The following is a 22,030-nucleotide window of genomic DNA, read 5'->3' on the forward strand; positions in this document are numbered from 1 at the left end:
AGATGTCTAATATCGTAGCAATAGTAGGAAGGCCAAATGTAGGGAAATCTACTTTTTTCAATCGACTGATAGAAGAACGGAAAGCCATTGAAGATAATGTGAGCGGAGTCACCCGCGATCGACATTATGGTCATGCACAGTGGGGAGGTAAGTTTTTCTCTGTAATTGATACAGGAGGATATGTTACCGGATCGGACGATGTCTATGAAGCCGAGATCCGAAAGCAGGTAAATCTTGCTTTGGATGAAGCCAGTGTCATCTTGTTCGTGGTGGACTGTATTGATGGCCTAACAGATCTGGACAAGGAATTTGCCAATGAACTGAGATCAGCCAAAAAGCCTATTTATTTAGTGGCCAACAAAGCAGACACGCAAGAAAGGATGTTCATGGCCAATGAGTTTTATGAACTGGGTATTGGCAATGAAAAAATATTCCCTATTGCAGCCGTAAGTGGTAGTGGAACTGGTGATTTATTGGATGAACTGATTACTCATTTCGAAGATAATGGCGAAGAAAACCCTGACCTTGGCATTCCCAAAATAGCCATTCTTGGCAGGCCAAACGTTGGCAAATCCTCATTCCTCAATGCACTATTGGGATCTGAAAGATCTATCGTCACCAATGAAGCGGGGACTACCAGAGACGCGATCCACACGCATTACACACTATATGGTAAAAACTTTATCATCACAGATACTGCTGGGATCAGAAAAAAATCCCGAGTAAAAGAAGATATCGAATTCTATTCGGTAATGCGCTCCCTGCGTACCTTGGAAGACTCTGATGTCATCATCGTGATGGTGGATGCTACCAGAGGCCTGGAAGCACAGGATGTCAATTTGATTTCCCTAGGTATCAAAAACAATAAAGGCATCATGATCATGGTCAATAAATGGGACTTAATTGAAAAAGACCACAAGACTATGGACAAGTTCAAGGAAAACATGATGGAGAAATTGGGAGAAAACAAGTGGATTCCCATCATCTTTACCTCCATGATCACCAAGCAAAGAATTTTCCAAGCTATCGAACTGGCCGTGGAAGTTTATGACAATAAAACCAGGAAAATATCCACCTCTAAACTGAATGATAAGATCCTTCCTGAAATCGAGCGTTATCCACCGCCAGCCTACAAAGGAAAGTATATAAAAATCAAATATATCACTCAGCTGCCGACCAAAAATCCGGTATTTGCTTTCTTCTGTAATCTTCCTCAATACCTGAAGGCCCCTTACACCAGGTACCTAGAAAACAGACTGAGAGAACATTTTGATTTCCAGGGAGTTCCAATAAAAATTACGTATAAGAAAAAGTAAAAATATTTTTCATGCTTTTGATAAAAATATTGTTTCGTAGATGTACATTTGCGAGCTTATTTTAATATAATTCAACACATGAAAAAACTATTCGTGATGTTTGCCATTTCCGGTCTGGCATTGACCGCATCATGTGGCAAAAAAGATGTTCAACAATCTGAGGAGATCATCGAAGTTCAGCCTGAAGAGGTTGAAGAAACCATTGAAGAACCAGTTGAAGAATTGGATGAATCCGTGGAAGAATTAATTGATTCATTAGAGGAAACTACAGAGGAACCTCTTGAAGACCTCAATGGTTAATTAAGCTTTATTGAAATTTCATGGGAGCACTGAGCAATCAGTGCTCTTTTTTTATTTAATTAGCCTTCGGATGGAAAACAATACAAAACTGGAAATCTTAAGCATATTCAAAAAAAAAGTACCAGAAAATGCTGTGCAGTACTGCTGGGACCTTTGGGCAGAAGACCCCTTCCACTTTTATATCAGCAGGTCCAGACAAACCAAACTTGGTGACTTCAGGTACAGGACAGACCAGAAAATCCAAAAAATAACCATCAACCACGACCTTAATCCCTATCAATTCCTCATCACCTATATCCACGAAGTGGCCCATTACCGAACTTTTAAACTTTTTGGCATCAAAATCAAACCACATGGGGTAGAATGGAAGCGACAATTTCAACTACTCTTGGACCCTTTATTATCTGACTTGATTTTCCCCAAGGATATTCTACTCCCACTAAAAAGGCATATGCTCAACCCCAAAGCTAGCACTGGAGCTGATTTCTGGCTGAGCAAGGAATTAAGAAAATATGACCAAAAAAATACAGATTTTAACCCTACCTACCTGAATGAAGTAAGCATAGGAACCATATTTGAGATCAAAGGCCGCCAATTTAAAAAAGTCCAACCTAGACGCACAAGAATCTTATGTGAAGAAATTACCTCTGGAAGACAATTTCTTATCTCTGGAAATGCGGAAATTAAAATAGAACAGAATAATGCTTAAAACATAAAAACAAATCAGCAGTCCTTGGCCATTCAAAGCATCAGCTTTATATATTCCTTTCTATTTTCCCAACGAATTTCCAAGACCACAATTCCAGATGCCATGCTTCCCAATACATATCTTAATTGGCTATTTAATTGATCAATAGAGTCTGCAACTATTTCTTCAGATTGATGAAAAGAATGATAAACAATGAGCTTAAATGCTTGTACCTCATCAATTTTCCTTTTACACACCAAGCTAACCTCCTGACCATTTGCAGGATTGGGAAAGACCTTCCAAAAACCCTCGGTCCTCTTCACTGAAGGCAATAATACAGATACCGTTTTGCTGTAGGAATGTTTGCCAGAAACATCCACCTGTCTTAACCTATAATATACTCTTTCCCCTAGATGAGGCAATTCAATATCTTTAAACTGGTACGATAAACGCGCTCCATCTTGAACACTTACTTTCCCTATTTCGCTAAAATCCTGAACACCATCGATCGAACGTTCTATTACATAGTGATCCACAGCCAGCTCCTCCAACAGGGTCCAATTAAGCTGTATCCCACTTTGATCAGTCAATAATTCCGCATTTATCTCTCCCCAAACTACCGGTAAAATCTTTGCTCCAAGTTTGACCACTACAACACCATCGGCCCCTTTCCCTCCTTTGGTCAATCCAGCACCTCCACCTGAACCAGTATTTTCCTTTCCTGAACCGCCTTCCCCATTGGAATTGCCATCACCACCAATGCCAGAACCTCCTACAGAATACCGCTTATCCCCATTATTCTGCCTTCCTGTAGCACCACCACCAGCGGCAAACAGGTTTCCAATCGTTACTTCTGGAAAGCCAGAAAACATATCAATTTGCCTGCCAGGCCCACCATCACCGGGGTTATGGCCATTTCCCCCACTGTTCCCCATGCCACCTGCTCCGCCGCCACCACCGCCTGCACGGTTATTACTTGAACCACTTTGATGTCCATTTCCGCCTGCATGGCTATGACTGGGAGCATTGCCATTTCCACTTCCTCCATCAAAACTCAATCCTGAATCTGCAGCACCGCCACCACCATTCCCGCCGACTTTTCCTTTAGCAATATCGGAATTGCTGGAAGAAGTGCCGCCACCGCCGCCACCCTTGGCCACCCAATTATTAAAACTTGAATTTCCACCATTATGGCCTGCCTCCGATGACAAAAGCGCTCCTTTGCCCCCATTCCCTACAGCCACTTGATAGCTCGAACCAGGATTAAGCATCATGGAAGCCTGATAGTGCACCTCCCCACCGCCACCGCCGCCAGCGCTTTCCCCAAGCCCACCGCCACCGCCACCGGCCACGATCAAAACCTCCACATCATCATAATCCTGTGGCATCGTAAACACACCATCGCAGTAATAAACATATAAAATCCCCGTACCATCTGGAGCATAAAATGTTTCGAAACATTCCTCGGCATCCAACGGGGCATCACAATCTAAAGTAACTGACCGGGAAGATATCCCAGGCCCCTCTATGACCAAATCTATACTACTGCAGCCCACATTTGCAAGGGAAGGCGCCACGGCACAATTGGCCCAAGCATTCCCACTTGAAACCAGCCTTCCACTGCCACCTTCATTTGGCAAATTGAAATAAAGATCATTACATCCTGCATAGCCCTGTAAGGTATACAAAACTGGACTACCACCGGTAAAAGTGACATTATAGTCTATTATAATGTCATAATTATACCCTCCTTCTGTAAAACATTTATCATCATTGATAACCACCTCTACCATCTCTAAGTCCACATTCACGGTATAAGCATCACCTGCTATCACGTAAGTATTACAACGGGCAGCGACATTTATGGCTGGTACCAGAAGAAAGAGCATGAATACCAAAAGCCCCCTTAAAACAGAAGTCCTACAAAAAAATGAACAAGAAACACATTTTAGTTCAGTTATTTGTTTCCAATTTCTAAAAAGCATAGAATCAGGGCCGCGCACATAATAATAGAGTGACAAATAATTTATTGGGAAGGCTATCTTTGATTAGAGCCAAGCTTAAAAACTAATAGCCCTATCCACAAACAAAAATATAAAAACTGAAACAAGTAAAAATAGTTTTTCCTGTTTTTTACCGTTCATTTCGACAATATAGCGCTTTATTTACCTGTTAATTACTTTTATATACTCTACATTTTCTCCCCAACGCAGTTCGATCACCACCAATCCATTAGAAAAATCACGGACAGTTTCTGCTATATTTTGATTCAGTTCCACCAAAGAATTTACTTTCTTATAATCTGAGGCATTTAAAGTATTAAAAATCCTAAAGTTGATTACTTCACCATCGTATTGCTCTTTTTTGGCCAATATCAGATTTAATATTTCGCCTTTTGTGGGATTTGGAAATGCCTTCCATACCCCGTACTTATAATTGATCTCAGGCATCTCGACCAACAAAGTCTTACTGTAGGAATAACTTCCATCCAAATCCATTTGCCTGATGCGGTAATAGAGTCTTTCCGCATAAATAGGCAATTCCGTATCCTTATAAGAATAATAAGAAATCAAATCCGACCATCCCACAGCATCAACTCTTCCTATCACCTGGTATTTACCTACACCATCTATAGATCGCTCGATTTCAAAATGGCTGTTTTCCCATTCCTTGGATGTGGACCAATGTATTTTCACTTCCTTGGCATCAATTAAAAGCTCCACTAGAAAATCATTCCACTCTACCGGAAGAATACTGAAACAAGCATCTCCTTCACTTAAAAGTTCACCATTTAAAACGAACTCTTCAGGCTCACCCTCAAAATATTCATCATATCTATCTTCTTCCTCGGAATAAGAATAAAGCACCAAATTATTGACCTCATCTGACTGAGAATAAACACCTCCGTTACCGTTTATCACTCCTGCTGTCCTAATTAATGCACAAGAATTTATCGTAACAACAGTCCCACTATCGGAGTTCCTTTGATTTGCAAAACCACCAATTACAGACTCCATAACCCCTCCTAAATTGATAGTGCCAGTATTTGTGATTTCCCCATACACCAAAATAGAATAGGTTTCCGTGAAACCCGATTCATTATGAAACTCATTACCTACGTTGGTTATGGCACCTTCACCAGAAATGAATTCCCCATCATTTATTATATCACCTGAAACATTTATGGAACCATAGTTATTAAATTCACCCACTATATTTATTTGATCGTTATCATCACGACCCTCTCCTCCCGGCCGGATATAAAATCCAGCTTCCACTAACAAATCTGCATCCACATCACCATAACCTTCATAATCCCCATAACTATAATTATTAAATACTTGACCATCTTGAATAGTAATCACTGTATTCCCAATAAACTTACCATAATTATTTATCGTCCATGTACCGGGCCAAATCTGGCCCCAGTCTGGATCTGAATTATCTGTTATTGCACTACTAAATTCATAAGTAACCTCTTCATCAATACAAATTATTGCACCTACAGATAAATTGGTGATTGTTCCTGAAAAGGTACCAGCACCCTCAATACATACATTTGTTTTTCCAGCAGCATCATGACTTCCATTATCACTATCTGAAATAGTAATCGTCAAGTCATTAACCGGATGGCAGTTACAACTCTGCCCATACACCTTCCCTTGATAGAAAAGCGCCAGAAAAATCACTAAAAATATGAAAGGTAGATTTTTCATGATCAACGAATCAAAAACCGAAATGTATTTTTACATATATTTTTCTGTATTATAAATATATAATTTAGCTTTTTGAAGTGTAAATAAAAAATGTTCAGCCCTAAAAAAATGCAGTTCACAAAAAAATCCTCTCCGGGGAACCACACCCAGAGAGGATTAAAAAAAACAATAAAAGCAACCTGAATTTTAACCTAAATAATCTATCAATTTTCTCTTACTCGAATAGCAGATAATATTTAATACATGTTTCATACAAAATAAGTTTGTTTCCCACAGATTACTCCGGTTTTCACAGAGTTAACGGTATTTTTCCGTGCTAATCTGTGAAATCCGTGAGATACCTTTTTATAAAATATGTATATCCGCAATTGCACCAGTAAAAGTTAAAAGCGAATCGAAATGTTCGTTTTAATTAAAATATCAACTCCTTCGGTCTTCAGTCTTCAAACTCCCCACCACTTAAGCAAAGGATTTAAGGTTACTGGCATCATTGCGGATAATCAGATTATAAAATCACCTTAATATACGCTACATGATTATCCCACATCATCTCCACCACCACCAAACCTGAAGAGAATTGGCTTAAAACTTCTGCCACCTTAGGATTAAGCGCTTGGGCATTGCTCACTTTAACCAATTCAGAAGAATTCATACTATCAAAAACCCTAAAGCTCACCTCTCCACCTGTATACAGTTCATCATTGAGCAAGGCGACTTTTACCTGCTCACCCCGACTAGGATTAGGGTAAGCCCGCCATACATTTTTGGTGGTTTTGATATTCGGAAAATCAATAGCAATTACATCACTGAACGTTTCTTTGGCATTTAAACTCACCTGCTTAACTCTATAATAAGCTTTCTTCGCTGTTACCAAAAGATCCTGATCTTCAAACTCATAATAAGTCATCTTATCAGACCAGCCTATTCCCTGGATGGTGCCTATCTTTTCGAAATGATCAATTCCATCAAAAGAACGCTCTACTTCAAAATGACTGTTATCATTCTCCTTCGCTGTCGACCAATCCAACTTAACTTTACGCTCATCCTCATCATATTCTCCAGAAATCTCTAAAGATTGAACCGGAAGAAGTCGGCAACTAGGATGAAATTTTCCGGTATTTTGCTCTTCTGTACCCGACCCTGTATTAGGATCAGGATATTTCCCACATACATAAACTTGAGCGTTTTCACTCGCTATTACTTCTGCAGATCCTTTTACCACAATATCATTCCCTACATCCACCTCACTATCTCCATTAAACGTAATATCTGAAGTTCCTCCCAAAACAATATCAGTCTCGACAATGATTTCTGCAGTTCCATAGGAATTCAATTGGTGATTACTACCTCCTTGAATATCAACCTTGGTAGTTCTAAAAAACCCATAAACATCCACTTGGGAACTATTACCATTATATTCGGTAGGTCCACTAGAAATAAGAGAACCGTCTTCCATTACCTCAACAATAGCTCTACCTCTTAAATCTATTAATTGAGTATAAACATAAGAATCACCATCACCATCTACCCTAAAAATTGTTGCATTGGCATTCGTCCCCAAAGTCAACATTAATTCCCCTTGAATATCAATTTCTCCTTGGTTTTCTGTATAAAAAGTGACTACATCCTGCGAATTTATCTCCACATTACCCACAATTGTAAAAACTGCTCCATTACCCACTGATATTTGATTAAAAGATCCTCCAAAAAGCCAATACTCACCTCCTGTATCATAAGTCAAATCATCATTGATCACAATATTCACTTCACAATTTGAAGCCGAAGGGTTGGTGGGTGGTGGAGCGGAATTGGCAGTACATCCTGATGTAGCACTGACATCCCAACAATCTGCATCTCCCCAAGTACCATCGCAATTGGTATTACTTGGACTATAGGTAAAAGTTTGCCCGAATACATTGCCCCCAAATGCTAGCAAAAAGGCTATTTGCATCAATATGGACAATTTTCTATTCATACCTAAAAATATTTATTTACACTTTTATGTTTTTCCTATACAAATATTAGTATTTAATATTATTTATAAAAGTAAAATTAATTTTTTATTTACACTTTTATGTTTTTTACATATTATTTTTTACATTTCAATTTTATTACACATAAAAAAAGCCCTCATACACATCGTATGAGGGCTTTTACAAAAAACAAACTATTTATTACTTCAGATTATTTATCGCTTAATCAGTTTTAAAATCTCTTTCTTATTATCCCATTGAATTTCAAGCAAATAAAAACCATTACCCATATCAGCTAACAATCCCTTTAAGGCTATACTTAACATCTCCTCACCCAAAACATCCACATAGGACGAAACACTGGACACACCCAACAACCTAAACCTTAAGTGCTCATTTGTTCCAAAATCTATTCCTTTAGCCACTACAGATAATTCATTACCAGTTATAGGATTGGGATAAACTTCCCAAAATCTAGACCTGGCCGAAATGCCAGGAATCTTTAACGACCGCAACTCACTATAAGAAAACTTCCCATCCAAATCGACCTGCTTAACTCTATAATACAGCAAAGATCCGCTGATAGGTAAATGCTCATCCATAAATTCATAGTGAATAGACTCATCTGCCCAACCCACAGCATCAACTTCACCAACTTTCTCAAACTCCTCAATCCCATCAACTGACCTCTCTATTTCATAATGACTGCTTTCCCATTCTTTACTGACAGTCCATTTGATCGATGAACTTCTCTCATCCTTTAAAAAGTCTACCTTCCACTCTCCCCAGATCACCGGCAAAACAGCCGTAACCCTTAACCCAAAATTCGCATTGACCACCGAGGTATTGTTCAAATCAAATGCCTCTATCACACCATCTTGTCCTTTGAGGTTCTCTCCCACACCTGTCCCCAGTTGCTCTCCCGAATTTTCCCAATTTTCAGGCAATGACGGAACAGGACTTGTCTCTCCTTCCATAGCATCTTCAGTAGAGAGTATTACCTTATATACTCCATCAGGAACGCGATCAATGGTATAGGTCCCGTCCACCAAAACCGGTGCAGAGGCTACTACCAGATTGGATTCATCCACAATCAACGCATACAAACCGCTGGCTAATGTCGGACTCCCACTTACTAAATTATCCTCCAACCCATCCTCATCATCAAGCACATTTCCTTGAAAAGTAAGGTAACGATAACCATCTTCCTCATTAACTTCTGCATAATAGGACGCAGCCCATGTATTAATGGTATTATTTTGACTAAACCCATTATCACCGTCCGCATACCAAATATGGGACGTACCTGCTTCTCCTGTAACATTTAGGACATTAGAAATTGCGCTTACATCCCCATCGTCATCTAAGTCAACAAAGCCACTTTCCTCATCCCTTGGAATCAAAGAATCATCCCAGTAAATTGCATTGTCCTCAATACTTCCAGGCCTTACATTCGTAATAGTAATCCCCAAACTTTGCTCCATATCATAAACCGGAAAATGTACCGGTGAAAAAATTACTGCTGCGAAAACCTCAATTGTCGAACCGCTAACAATCACATTTCCATTAGCATCCTTTCCATCCCAATAAACCTGGTATTCCCCGGGAGCATCATAACTCTCACTGAGAACAATATCTACCCCATCATCATAAACGCCATTACCATCCAAATCAATCAATACATCCACTATCCCTGGCAGGCTTATATCAATATCCACCCAAGCATGGCCACCACTCCCAGAAGGAACCCTTTCTTCATAGGTTATATTCATGGAAGCTGTAGGCACCTCAGTTGTAGGCCAAAACTCATGATCCGGATCATTAATAAAAAGAGGGTATTGGTAGTTTGAAGAAGTACCTTGAATGGATTTTCGATTATCCACATGACTATCCTGATCATTCCTTGGACCATCCTGATTAGCAAAAAAATTCACAAAACCTGAATTAGAACTTGAAAACCTGGCATGTTTAACAAAATATTCACTTCCACCCCCCTCAAAAGTATCATCTACAGGTACATAAAACCCAAAATCATCATGCAAAGCTTTATCATTGGCCACCCCAGCACTTTCAGGTAAATCGCTTATTATACTCCAATATTTAGAATAAACCCTGCCAGGTTGGACTTCATCAGCAGAATTAGCAACAGTAATGTCCCAAAAACTTATAGGAAGCCCATCCGTTAATGGATTCCCATTTGAACTCGAAATCTCAACCCAAAAAGCCCTATCAGCCCCCGTATTGTTGGTAAATGAATAAGCATCATAACCACCAGAACCTATAATTTCATTTGGACCATTAGCAGCAGCAGTTGCATTTGCTGGCCTCCCTTGTAATCCACCGTTGGCATGTGCATTATATTGATGATCATCTATTAAGCTTCGCTCTCCTCCACTAGTACCATTAGGAAAAAAACCTTCATCTGATCCATCATAATACCAGCGAACCCTGATATCATCATCATTATTATAATATGTATACCAACTACTTGAAGAAAAATAAAAGGACCTAACTTTCCGAAACCCCCAGTAAACAGTTTCTCCTGACTTCACATAAACAAATAGCCTATGTTCAGGGTTATAATCCGTGGCACTAGATGGCATCATCATATAACCTCGAGTTATATAATGCCCATTCCCTGTAGAACTGGTTCTATGCTCTGGCACCCATAGCCAGCTTCTTCGATTAGTAGCCGTCCCCCAATCTCCAGAACCTTCAGCAAAACATAGATTTCCTTTCCCTCCATATAAGAGGGAGAGCACCATCATAAACAGCCAGATACAAGGCCTGTGAAAAATTTTACTTTGTAATTTCATGCATCTTCTAGTGTGGATAAAACATGCACTGCCCTTCTTTTACCATCAGGAAATATTTCCCAAAATTGACCAAGCTATTCCCAAGAAGAATTGTGCGGATCAAAACTTATTGCACAATGCTTACTCCCCCTTCACAAAAAACGTCATTCAAACGCAGAAAAGCCCCGTATATAATTACTATAAACACTATAATTATATACATAATTAAAATAAAGTTAACAAATATAAAAATTATACAAAATATTATTTTAAAAAGCGTATTATTGATAAAAACCTGCAAAAAATTAAGTTCCTAATACAGCAAAAGCCTCATCCTTGCATAAGGATGAGGCTTCATTCAATCTATTTAAAAAAGAATTTATCCGTTCATGCTGATCAGAAATTCTGCATTGTCTCTTGTTCCTTTCATTCTTTGAAGCAAGAACTCCATAGCTTCCTGTGAAGTCATATCCGACATCAGCTTTCTCAGGATCCAAACCCTTTGCATCTCTTCTTTCTCCATCAATAGATCCTCTCTCCTTGTACCAGAACCAGGAACATCGATCGCTGGATAGATCCTTCTGTTGGAAAGCTTTCTGTCCAAGCTCAATTCCATATTACCAGTACCTTTGAATTCCTCAAAGATTACCTCATCCATTTTAGAACCGGTTTCTACCAAGGCCGTCGCGATAATGGTCAATGAGCCACCATTCTCCACATTTCTGGCAGCACCAAAGAAACGCTTAGGCTTATGTAGTGCGTTGGCATCCACACCACCGGAAAGAATCTTTCCTGATGATGGTACTACAGTATTATAAGCCCTAGCCAATCTGGTAATAGAATCCAAAAGGATAACCACATCATGTCCACACTCCACCATTCTTTTGGCCTTTTCCAAAACCATGGCCGAAACCTTTACATGGCGCTCAGCCTGCTCATCAAAGGTAGAAGAAATCACCTCTGCCTTTACAGATCTGGCCATATCAGTCACCTCTTCAGGACGTTCATCGATCAAAAGAATCATCAAATGACACTCAGGATGATTTTCTGCGATGGCATTGGCAATCTTCTGTAACAACACCGTCTTACCTGTCTTAGGCTGTGCCACGATCATTCCTCTTTGACCTTTACCGATAGGTGCAAAAAGATCTACAATCCTTGTAGAGAAATTATCCGCCTTAGTAGTCAATTTCAAACGCTCCTCAGGAAACAATGGTGTAAGGTATTCAAATGGAATCCTATCCCTAATTTCCTCTGTGGTCTTACCATTGACAGAACTCACCTTCAATAGGGCAAAATATTTCTCCCCCTCTTTTGGAGGCCTGATCTGTCCTTTGATATTATCTCCAGTCTTTAGCCCAAAAAGTTTGATTTGGGATGGAGACACATAAATATCATCAGGAGATGCTAAATAATTATAATCCAATGACCTCAAGAAACCATATCCATCAGACATGATCTCCAAAACACCCTCATTTTCAATTATACCATCAAATTCTTTGACGGCTACGGCATATTTTTTCTTATTCCCATTGGAAGGCACAACAGCTCCTTCTTCCTGGTTTTTAATGTTTCTTCTTTTCGGAATATCAGCATCAGCATCCGCTGGACGCTCTACCGCCACACGTTGCGCTTCCTCGTCCACCACTGCTTTTCTTCTTGGCCGAAAGCTTCTAGGCCTATTTTCTTCCTCAGTTTTAACGGGCGTTTCTTCTTTCTTAGCTTGAGGTTTTGGCGCTGGACTACTCACTTCCTCTTTTGCCTTAGGCTTCGGCTTTGCACTTGAGTCAGCAGCCTTTTCCTCTACTTTCTCTCTCTTCGGAGCAGCTTTCTCTGCCTTCTCAGTCGCGGCAGTCTCTTGCTTAACTTCGGAAACATTTTGTCGCTTAAACTTAGGCTTGCTTTCCTTTTTCTCTTCTACTTCAGGAGCTTTACTTTCTTCAGTTTGGACTTTCTCAGTTTCAGCTTTGGAAGGCTTTTTCTTTGGAAGGGCTTTCTCTGGGGTGATAGCTTGCTGATCTAAGATGGCATAAATGAGATCATCCTTTTTTAGAGACTTGAAATTCTTAACTCCAAGTTCTTCTGCTATCTCTTTTAATTCAGATAGCAATCTGATTTTTAGTTCTTCAATATTATACATAAAAAACGTATAAGATGTACTTGATGTGATTAATTGAAATGAGTACTGTGACTATTTAATTGATTGGTATAAAAAGATATCTGTGAATTAGATGGATCCACAGGGCGTGGATCATGAACTTTTTGATATTACAATATTACAGTAAGCATCTGTAATACGCAAATTTTTTCTTCTAGTATATTATATAATCCGATTATTTCTTGCCTATTTAAGCATTTGAAGCCCATTTATACGGCTTAATTATTTTATTCCCAAGAACTTTTAAAAGACCTTTAAGCCCTTCACTCTATTCAAACGGTATATTTTGGACTTTGGTACATATAGCAACCATCAAAATACAAAATGCCCATTTTTTTGTCCTGGCAAGCCTCCTGCTCTATATGAAATCATTATCTTTGCTGTTCTAAATAAAGCTAAGCGATACTCATGCTACAAGTAAATTTTATCCGTGACAATTTTGACCAGGCCGTGGAAGGACTGAACAAACGTTTTTTCCCAGAAGCAGCACAAAAACTGCAAGAAGTCCTGGATTTAGATAAAAAAAGAAAAGAAACTCAACTGGAGAGAGACCAGCTCCAAGCCGAATCGAATAGCATTTCAAAAAAAATAGGAATGCTCATGAAAGAAGGTAAAAAAGAGGAAGCCAATGAGGTCAAAGCAAGGACCGCTGAAATCAAGGGGCAAATAAAATCCTTGGAAGAAAGCTATAATGAAACAGAAGAGGCACTTCGCACGCTTTTATATAATATCCCCAATATCCCCCATAGCGCTGTTCCTGCAGGAAAATCCGAAGAGGACAATGAAGTTATATTGGAGCATGGAGAAACACCAAGCCTGTACGAAGGTAAGCAAGCCCACTGGGACTTAATCAAAAAGTACGACATCATAGATTTTGAACTTGGCAATAAAATCACTGGTGCCGGATTCCCTGTTTACAAAGGAAAAGGAGCCAGACTCCAAAGAGCTTTGGTCAACTTCTTCCTGGATGAAGCCATCAAACAGGGCTATAATGAAGTTCAACCGCCCATCCTTATCAATGAGGACAGCGGCTATGGCACTGGGCAGTTACCTGACAAAGAAGGTCAAATGTACCATGCTACTGCAGACAACCTTTTCCTGATCCCAACAGCTGAAGTCCCTGTGACAAATATGTACAGGGATGTGATGGTCAAGGAATCTGATCTCCCTATAAAAAATACTGCCTTTACGCCATGTTTTAGAAGGGAAGCGGGCAGCTGGGGTGCCCACGTGAGAGGACTGAACAGATTGCACCAATTTGACAAGGTGGAAATTGTACAGATTAGTCACCCGGACAAATCATATGAAGCCTTGGAAGACATGAGCCTTTACGTTCAAGGACTCTTAAAAAAACTAGGTCTTCAATACCGCGTCTTAAGACTTTGTGGAGGAGATACTGGCTTTACTTCTGCCCTTACGTATGATATGGAAGTTTACTCAGCCGCTCAGGGAATGTGGCTTGAAGTAAGTTCAGTAAGTAATTTTGAAACCTATCAGGCCAACAGGCTAAAACTAAGGTTCAAGGACGAGAACAAAAAAACGGTTTTGGCACACACTTTAAATGGCAGTGCATTGGCTTTACCGAGAATTGTGGCATCCATTCTGGAAAACAACCAAACGGAAAAAGGCATTAAGATGCCTGAGGTACTGGTTCCTTATCTAGGCTTTGAATGGATTGATTAATTCTCATCTATCCATCATGCTAAATGCCTTTTCAGGATTTTCTGAAAAGGCATTTTCTCTTTCAGCCCCTATTAGAAAAAAACAACTTGACAGCATCTTATTCAGCTAAACCAATCTTTCCTATATTTGTGCCGCTATGTGGAATGAAATAATTGTATTGATCAAAAAGGAAATCACCTTGGAGTGGAGACAAAAATTCGCACTCAACGGTATCCTATTATATGTGGTCAGCGCAGTATTCATCACTTACCTGAGTGTCGGTGCCAAGCAGGGCAACCTTTCCATCCCTACTTGGAATGCACTTTATTGGATCGTTATATTATTCTCCTCAGTCAATGCTGTCGCCAAAAGCTTTGTCCAAGAACACCAAGGCAGACAGCTTTATTATTATATGATTGCTTCCCCCGAATCAATCATTCTTTCCAAGATTATTTATAATACACTGCTCACTTTAATATTGGCCCTACTAGGTTATACTGTCTTCAGTATCATCTTGGGCAATCCAGTCCAGGATCAGCCCATGTTCATCTTGAATCTTCTATTAGGAGCCATAGGTTTTTCTGCTTGTCTTACCATGGTGTCAGGAATTGCTTCCAAAGCCAGCAACAATGCCACTTTGATGGCCATACTCAGCTTCCCTATTATCATCCCCATACTGCTAATGGCCATAAGAATCTCAAAAAATGCAATAGACGGTCTTGACAGAGGCATTAGCTTGGACAAACTCATCACCCTTCTGGCCATCAACGCCATAATCGGTGCGACTGCCTACATCCTCTTTCCTTACCTCTGGAGAAGCTAAAGCATTTTGTAGGCCTGTAAATCTCCACTTATACAACTTTTTGAGGAAAAGGTCGAAAATGAGGAACTTATACCTTACTTTTGCACTTGTATAGCAAATTTATCAAAATGCGAGCACACTGGTGGAAAGTATTGGCGATCATACTATTAGCATACACGATTGTCGCCGGTCTTCTATTTGAAGTACCTAGATTACCCATTCTCAACGAAACAATCCGCGCACTTTATTTTCACGTGACCATGTGGTTTGGGATGATTCTCATGCTGATGGTGGCAGTGGTATATAGTGTAAAATACCTCAGGTCCGGCAAGCTGCAGGATGATGATGTAGCCTTGGAATTCACCAATGCCGCCATACTATTTGGGGTATTGGGTATCGTTACTGGAATGCTATGGGCCAAGTTCACATGGGGAGATTATTGGAGTGGAGACCCCAAGCAAAATGCGGCTGCCATTGGGCTACTGATGTATTTTGCCTACCTCATCTTAAGGAATTCACTTACTGATGTCCACCAAAGGGCCCGAATCGGTGCAGTATATAATATTTTTGCTTTTGCGGCCTTCATCCCGCTTATTTTTATTTTGCCGCGCCTCACTGACAGCCTTCATCCGGGAAATGGGGGAAACCCTGGCTTCAACGCCTATGATATGGACAGCAAACTGCGCATGGTTTTTTACCCCGCAGTAATTGCCTGGACATTATTGGGGGTCTGGCTTTCAAACCTTAGAATAAGGGCAAAAAGATTAGAAAGAAAATTAGAAGATAAAATTATCAATCAACAATAAATGCAAAAGTGCTTAGTGGTTTTCCTACTTTTCATCAGCCTACAGGTGATGGGACAGGAAAAAAAAGAAATCAAAACTGAAGATTATCAAAATTACAGCGTGGACATGGCAGACCAAATGCGCGAAAACGGAAAAATCTATGTTTTGGTCGGTATAATTGGAATTGTTATGGGTGGTATATTGGTTTACTTAATAGGAACCGACAAAAAACTCTCACGTCTGGAAAAGGAATTTAACAGCTAAACCCCAAGCATCCGATTTGCGTAAGGTTTTTAGTTAACAAAATCAAACCATGAAAAAGGGACATATATTAGGACTGGGTATTATTGCAGTGGCCATTATGATCATTATCTCCTCCATTGGGGATGCCAGTTCATACGAAAGTTTTTCCACCGCCAAAGAAATGGCCAACAGTGGAGATGATGCACCCATACATGTGGTGGGTCAATTGACCAAAGACAGCATGGGTACTGTCACTGGCTTGGAAGTAAGTGAGGACAAAACCTCTTTTACCTTTACCATGATAGACAATGACGGTACAGTACAGCAAGTTTATTATAACGAACCCGTTCCTTCAGACTTTATACGTTCTGAACAAGTGGTGGTCATCGGAGCATATAAAAATGAAAACATGTTTGTTGCAGATAAAATACTGATGAAGTGCCCATCCAAATACCAGGAAACAGAGCTTAAAACGGCTTCAATGTAATCCTTCGTCAAATTTTGCACCATCGATTTCCTCTATAATTATGATCAATACCTTTATAGGTAACCTCGGCCATTTCATGGTGATCTTGGCTTTTGTTAGCTCCCTTGTCACGGCCTACTCCTATTATCAATACACCGTCGTTTCCGAAATAGAAAAAGCAAGCTGGAGAAAATTCAGTAGGGTATTCTTCTATATTCATGCCATTTCTGCGGTCTCTATAGCAGCCGTACTTTTCTATATCATCTACACGTTCAGGTTTGAATACTTTTATGCCTATTCCCACGCTTCCAAGTCACTCCCTGTCCATTATATGATTTCCAGTTTCTGGGAAGGCCAAGAGGGCTCTTTTATCCTTTGGATATTCTGGGATGTAATTCTAGGCTTAGTTTTAATTCATACCAATAAGTCTTGGGAAGGCCCGGTTATGGTGGTATTCTCTTTGGTTCAGGCATTCCTTGTTTCCATGATTTTGGGTGTGGTGATCGGAGATTTGAAAATTGGAAGTTCCCCTTTTATTCTATTGAGGGAAGTGGCCAATGCGCCCATATTTGAAGTCAATCCAGATTTTGTCCCGGAAGATGGAACAGGACTGAATCCTTTATTACAAAACATTTGGATGGTTATCCACCCTCCAACACTATTTTTGGGCTATGCTTCTACATTAGTTCCTTTTGCCTATTTGATGGCAGGTCTGTGGACAGGAAGATTCAAGGAATGGATCAGACCTGCCTTACCTTGGACCATATTCTCAGCGCTGATTCTGGGTATGGGAATTATCATGGGAGCCTATTGGGCTTATGTCACGCTTAACTTCGGCGGCTACTGGAACTGGGATCCTGTGGAAAATGCCTCATTTGTTCCTTGGCTCATCATTGTGGCCGCTATCCACACCATGATCACCTTTAAGAAAAGTAGCACAGCCCTTAAAACTTCAATAGTTTTAGTCACGCTTCAATTTATCCTGGTTTTATATGCTACCTTCTTGGTAAGGTCCGGTGTGTTAGGAGATACTTCTGTGCACTCCTTTACTGATTTAGGGCTATCGGGTCAATTACTGATTTACCTTTTCTTTTTCATGTTTGTGGCCATTTATTTCTCTGCAAGGTCATGGAACAAAATCCCGACTTCAGAAAAAGAAGCATCCGTATATTCCAGGGAGTTTTGGATATTCATTGGGGCCACCACACTTGGGCTTATGGCATTCCAGATTATCCTTCCAACTTCCATTCCGGTATTCAATGCCATTGTGGAAGCCTTTGGTGGGATTTCCAATATGGCTCCTCCTGCAGATCCCGTTACTTTCTATACCAAGTTCCAATTATGGTTTGGTGTAGTCTTGGCTCTATTGACAGCCGTTGGGCAGTTTTTCTGGTGGAAGAAAATGGACAAAAAGGCACTGAAAAATGCCTTGGCCACGCCATATATCATTTCTCTGCTTTTAGCTGCTGTGATCATTACTGTGGCCAAGGTTTTCAATATAGCTTATATGGTCATTGTCTTGGCAGGCACTTTCACCATTGTTGCCAACGCTACAATACTGGCCGGACTACTCAAAAAGTCCACCTTTAAATTGGCAGGAGGCTCTCTGGCACATATAGGTCTTGGTTTAATCCTAATAGGCGTCATGTTCTCATCGGGATATTCAGATGTGATCTCCATCAATATGTCCGGATTGACCTACAAAAAGGACTGGGAAGACGAACTGAATAAGGAAAACGTACTGCTTTGGATCAACAAGCCACTTCAAATGAAGGACTATGAAGTGGTCTATAGGGGCAGAAACAAAAAACTGGAAGGTGTACCAGGCTATGTAAGTGTCAATAAACTGGAGTCCACTGATAATATCAACGAAGCTATTGCCTTGGAGGATATCACCATAGATGGAAAAACCTACCATAAAAAGGGTGATAAGGTAAATATTGTACTAGAGGAAAATAGCTATTTCGAAATTGAATATTATCAAGATCAAAAGCTGCAGTTTACCCTCTTCCCTATGTCCCAGCCGAACCCAACCATGGGCTTGATATCTTCCCCAGATTCCAAGCATTTTCTGCAAAAGGACCTTTATACGCATGTTTCTGCGATCAATAGCTATGAAGATCCAGAATGGAGTGAAGGAAACACATACGAGGCCTCTCCAGGAGAACAATTCCATTTGGGGGACTATGTGACCACATTTGAAGGGGGGGAAGTTCTGAACGAAGTAGAAGGCGTCGATCTTGAAGAAGGAGATGTGGCCGTCAAAGCCAAGCTTACCGTTCATGACCACGATATGAATATTCCTTTGGAACCTATCTTCTTGATCCGTGGTAATTCAGTGGGCAAAATCCCTAGCATCAATAATGACTTGGGAATAAAAGTACAGGTGGACAATATTTCACCCGAAACCAATAAATTTTCCTTTAAAGTCAATACCTACCAAAAAGATTATGTGGTAATGAAAGCATTGGTCAAACCACATATCAATGTACTGTGGATCGGTACCATCATCATGCTGATTGGCTTTGGTGTAGCCATTTACAGAAGATATGATGAGTTTGTAAAAATGAGGGACAAAGGCTTGGAATAAGCCTTCTTGATGAATATGTTGAAAGTCTGCAGCCTGCTGCAGACTTTTTTTATCTCCCTTTATATCAAAACCATCTAAAACTGTATCTTAGGAAACTAAATCATTAAATTTTCGTCTTTCAACTCCTATGGAGAAATATTCTATTGCAGTTATCGGAACAGGAAATGTGGCCTGGCATTTGGCTCCAGCCTTGGAAAATGCAGGACATTCCATCACTGAGGTGTACAGTAGGGATTTTCACCGTGCGGAAAAAATCACCAAAAACCTCTATACAGCTGAACCTAAAACCGACTTGGATTTTTCTGAAAGTAAAGCAGAGATTTATATTATGGCGATCAGCGATCATGCCATTGGACAAGTAGCAGATGCCATCATATTGCCAGAAAACAGCACCCTTTTGCATACCTCCGGAAGTATGGACCTGAATATTCTAGCCTATAGCTCGGCCACTTATACAGGCATATTCTATCCACTGCAAAGCTTCAGCAAATCCCGTTCATTGGATTTTGAAGACGTCCCTTTCCTGGTGGAATCGGATGACCAGCAAACACTACAAATACTTAAAAAACTAGCCAAAAGCCTTCAATCAAACTTCTATCAAGTCAAATCCAAAGACCGAAGGGCCCTGCATGTGGCAGCTGTTTTTGCCAGCAACTTCACCAACCATATGATCAGGATCTCTGAGGAAATTATGAACCGACAAGGGCTTGATTTTGAAATGCTCCAACCTCTGATCATCGAACAAATCAGCAAAACATTGCAAATAGGCGCTAAATCTGCACAGACAGGTCCCGCAGTTAGAGGAGACCTAAATACCCTTGACCTGCACCACCAATTTTTAAATTATAATGAGCAATTGGCAGAAATATACAAGCAAATTTCTCAGGATATCATCGACGCCAACTAACAGGCATATCTGATTCAAGTTAGTCCAATATTTTAAGGGCTTAGCAACTGAATAACCATAGATTCGCCTATTTTTGAACCATGAATATGTCCTCATCATCAAAAGCATTTTCCTTTTCTGCCTTTTTCAAAATTATCAGGTCTGATAATTTGCTGATGATGGCTTTCGCCCAAATCATGACCGCTTACTTTTTGGTCGAAAAACAAATGAATGGCCAATCAGTAATAGGGGATTACAAGCTCTATTTACTCATCCTTTCCACTATTACCATCGCTGCGGCCGGTTACCTAATCAATGATTATTATGATGTTAAAATCGACTATATCAACAAACCCAATGAAGTCATCATAGGTAAGGGAATGCGCAGAAGAATGGTTATGTTCCTCCATACGGTATTGAATTTTGCAGGAATAGGCCTTGCCTGTCTGGTAGGCCTAAAAATAGGCCTTATACATTTTATCGCTGCATTTGTCCTTTGGCTTTATTCTAATTCTCTGAAAAGATTACCTTTTGTAGGCAACCTGGCCGTGGCTTCACTGACTGGGCTGGCCATTTGGATCATCGGCTTTTATTATCAGCGCTCGGAACTACTTGTCCTGACTTATGCCATTTTTGCCTTTTTCATCAACCTGATCCGAGAGATCATCAAGGATATTGAAGACAGAGAAGGTGACCGAAAGCATGGTTGTAAAACCCTGCCCATAGTACTAGGCTTTAGGGCCACCAAAAACATCATATTCATTATTGCTGCCATATTTATAACGGCCATTCTTGTCGTAGCTTACAAAGTCAACAATCCGCTTTTGTATATATACTTTGGTGGCTTGGGGATATTGTTTTTCCTTTTTATGTACAAAATCTACTATGCCGACCGAAAAAGTCATTTCACTCAGTTAAGCCGATTATCCAAATTACTAATGCTCACGGGGGTCATCAGCATGGCTTTTCTATAGAGAGAACCCAACCAGATCCTTTCTAGGGCCAAAAATGCTTATGGGCTAAAAATTTATCCCTATTTTTGTAGCCTCAATCATTTAGGATCATCTAAACAGGTAATCACTTGAAAAAAATCGCCATCCTAGCCTCCGGAAATGGCAGCAATGCCGAGGAGATCATCAAGCATTTCAAAGGCTCCGACTTGGCCCAAATAATTTGCATCGCGTCTAATAAGAAAGATGCTTATGTATTGGAAAGGGCAAAAAACCATAATATCCCCAGTTTTTCCTTTACCAAGTCTGAAATGGAAGCTGGAATTTTGGAAAAGACCTTTGAGGAAATGGAAGTGGATTTTGTCGTTTTGGCGGGATTCCTGTTAAAAATCCCTGACGGACTTATCCAGAACTTCCCTGACAGAATGATCAATATTCATCCTGCTTTGCTTCCAAAACATGGAGGAAAAGGCATGTATGGCATGCGCGTACATGAAGCAGTAAAGGAAAATGGTGATCAAGAAACTGGCATTACCATCCACTTTGTCAATGAAAAATATGACGATGGCCGGGTCATCTTCCAGAAAGCAGTAGCTGTGGAAGAATCCGATAGCCCAGAGGACATTGCCAACAAAGTACATGCATTAGAATACAAATATTTCCCAAAAGTAATCGAAAGTCTGCTTTAATCGGCTGATTT

General features: G+C 40.2%; 17 protein-coding genes. 12 read left to right on the forward strand and 5 right to left on the reverse strand.

Annotation, left to right across the window (positions count from 1 at the left end; translation table 11 throughout):
* Window positions 1-2: 2 nt before the first annotated feature.
* The 3 genes from der (at window position 3) to KZP23_RS04240 (ending at window position 2,325) form a co-directional block, all read left to right on the forward strand.
* Entirely contained in the window at window positions 3-1,316 is a 1,314-nt protein-coding gene (gene der, locus KZP23_RS04230) for a ribosome biogenesis GTPase Der (RefSeq protein ID WP_226334883.1), read from the forward strand.
* Window positions 1,317-1,394: 78 nt separating this feature from the next.
* Window positions 1,395-1,616 carry a hypothetical protein gene (locus KZP23_RS04235; RefSeq protein WP_226334884.1) on the forward strand — a complete coding sequence of 74 codons (222 nt, stop codon included), beginning with the start codon at window positions 1,395-1,397 and terminating at the stop codon, window positions 1,614-1,616.
* 70 nt (window positions 1,617-1,686) lie between these two features.
* The gene (locus tag KZP23_RS04240) at window positions 1,687-2,325 is read left to right on the forward strand and encodes a SprT-like domain-containing protein (protein WP_226334885.1); all 639 of its coding nucleotides are present in this window, start codon (window positions 1,687-1,689) and stop codon (window positions 2,323-2,325) included.
* A gap of 32 nt (window positions 2,326-2,357) precedes the next feature.
* Here the strand turns inward: KZP23_RS04240 and KZP23_RS04245 are convergent, their stop codons facing one another.
* The 5 genes from KZP23_RS04245 to rho all read right to left on the reverse strand — a co-directional run bounded on the left by KZP23_RS04245 (window position 2,358) and on the right by rho (window position 12,928).
* Window positions 2,358-4,193, reverse strand: a complete 1,836-nt coding sequence (locus tag KZP23_RS04245) for a glycine-rich domain-containing protein (protein ID WP_226334886.1) — start codon at window positions 4,191-4,193, stop codon at window positions 2,358-2,360.
* A gap of 276 nt (window positions 4,194-4,469) precedes the next feature.
* Entirely contained in the window at window positions 4,470-6,020 is a 1,551-nt protein-coding gene (locus tag KZP23_RS04250) for a hypothetical protein (RefSeq protein ID WP_226334887.1), read from the reverse strand.
* Window positions 6,021-6,525: 505 nt separating this feature from the next.
* Entirely contained in the window at window positions 6,526-7,995 is a 1,470-nt protein-coding gene (locus KZP23_RS04255; RefSeq protein WP_226334888.1) for a hypothetical protein, read from the reverse strand.
* A 213-nt stretch (window positions 7,996-8,208) separates the two neighbouring features.
* On the reverse strand, window positions 8,209-10,809 hold the full coding sequence (locus tag KZP23_RS04260; protein ID WP_226334889.1) for a fibronectin type III domain-containing protein: 2,601 nt from the start codon (window positions 10,807-10,809) through the stop codon (window positions 8,209-8,211).
* Between the two features lie 358 nt (window positions 10,810-11,167).
* On the reverse strand, window positions 11,168-12,928 hold the full coding sequence (gene rho / locus KZP23_RS04265; RefSeq protein WP_226334890.1) for a transcription termination factor Rho: 1,761 nt from the start codon (window positions 12,926-12,928) through the stop codon (window positions 11,168-11,170).
* A gap of 426 nt (window positions 12,929-13,354) precedes the next feature.
* Between rho and serS the strand changes: the two genes are divergently transcribed.
* The 9 genes from serS (at window position 13,355) to purN (ending at window position 22,019) form a co-directional block, all read left to right on the forward strand.
* Window positions 13,355-14,629 (forward strand): serine--tRNA ligase, encoded by a 1,275-nt coding sequence (gene serS / locus KZP23_RS04270; RefSeq protein ID WP_226334891.1) that lies wholly within the window; start codon window positions 13,355-13,357, stop codon window positions 14,627-14,629.
* A 136-nt stretch (window positions 14,630-14,765) separates the two neighbouring features.
* Window positions 14,766-15,431, forward strand: a complete 666-nt coding sequence (locus KZP23_RS04275) for a heme exporter protein CcmB (protein WP_226334892.1) — start codon at window positions 14,766-14,768, stop codon at window positions 15,429-15,431.
* 80 nt (window positions 15,432-15,511) lie between these two features.
* Window positions 15,512-16,216, forward strand: a complete 705-nt coding sequence (ccsA, locus tag KZP23_RS04280; protein WP_317198044.1) for a cytochrome c biogenesis protein CcsA — start codon at window positions 15,512-15,514, stop codon at window positions 16,214-16,216.
* The gene (locus KZP23_RS04285; RefSeq protein WP_226334894.1) at window positions 16,217-16,459 is read left to right on the forward strand and encodes a CcmD family protein; all 243 of its coding nucleotides are present in this window, start codon (window positions 16,217-16,219) and stop codon (window positions 16,457-16,459) included. It begins immediately after the preceding gene.
* Between the two features lie 49 nt (window positions 16,460-16,508).
* Window positions 16,509-16,925: a cytochrome c maturation protein CcmE domain-containing protein gene (locus KZP23_RS04290; RefSeq protein WP_226334895.1), complete on the forward strand. Its 417-nt coding sequence runs from the start codon at window positions 16,509-16,511 to the stop codon at window positions 16,923-16,925.
* 40 nt (window positions 16,926-16,965) lie between these two features.
* Window positions 16,966-19,494 carry a heme lyase CcmF/NrfE family subunit gene (locus KZP23_RS04295; protein ID WP_226334896.1) on the forward strand — a complete coding sequence of 843 codons (2,529 nt, stop codon included), beginning with the start codon at window positions 16,966-16,968 and terminating at the stop codon, window positions 19,492-19,494.
* Window positions 19,495-19,621: 127 nt separating this feature from the next.
* Entirely contained in the window at window positions 19,622-20,401 is a 780-nt protein-coding gene (locus tag KZP23_RS04300; protein ID WP_226334897.1) for a Rossmann-like and DUF2520 domain-containing protein, read from the forward strand.
* 80 nt (window positions 20,402-20,481) lie between these two features.
* Window positions 20,482-21,354: a geranylgeranylglycerol-phosphate geranylgeranyltransferase gene (locus KZP23_RS04305; protein WP_226334898.1), complete on the forward strand. Its 873-nt coding sequence runs from the start codon at window positions 20,482-20,484 to the stop codon at window positions 21,352-21,354.
* Window positions 21,355-21,461: 107 nt separating this feature from the next.
* The gene (purN, locus tag KZP23_RS04310) at window positions 21,462-22,019 is read left to right on the forward strand and encodes a phosphoribosylglycinamide formyltransferase (RefSeq protein ID WP_226334899.1); all 558 of its coding nucleotides are present in this window, start codon (window positions 21,462-21,464) and stop codon (window positions 22,017-22,019) included.
* Window positions 22,020-22,030 lie beyond the last annotated feature (11 nt).

This window comes from Echinicola marina (genome assembly GCF_020463795.1).
In the GTDB taxonomy this organism is placed as follows: domain Bacteria; phylum Bacteroidota; class Bacteroidia; order Cytophagales; family Cyclobacteriaceae; genus Echinicola; species Echinicola marina.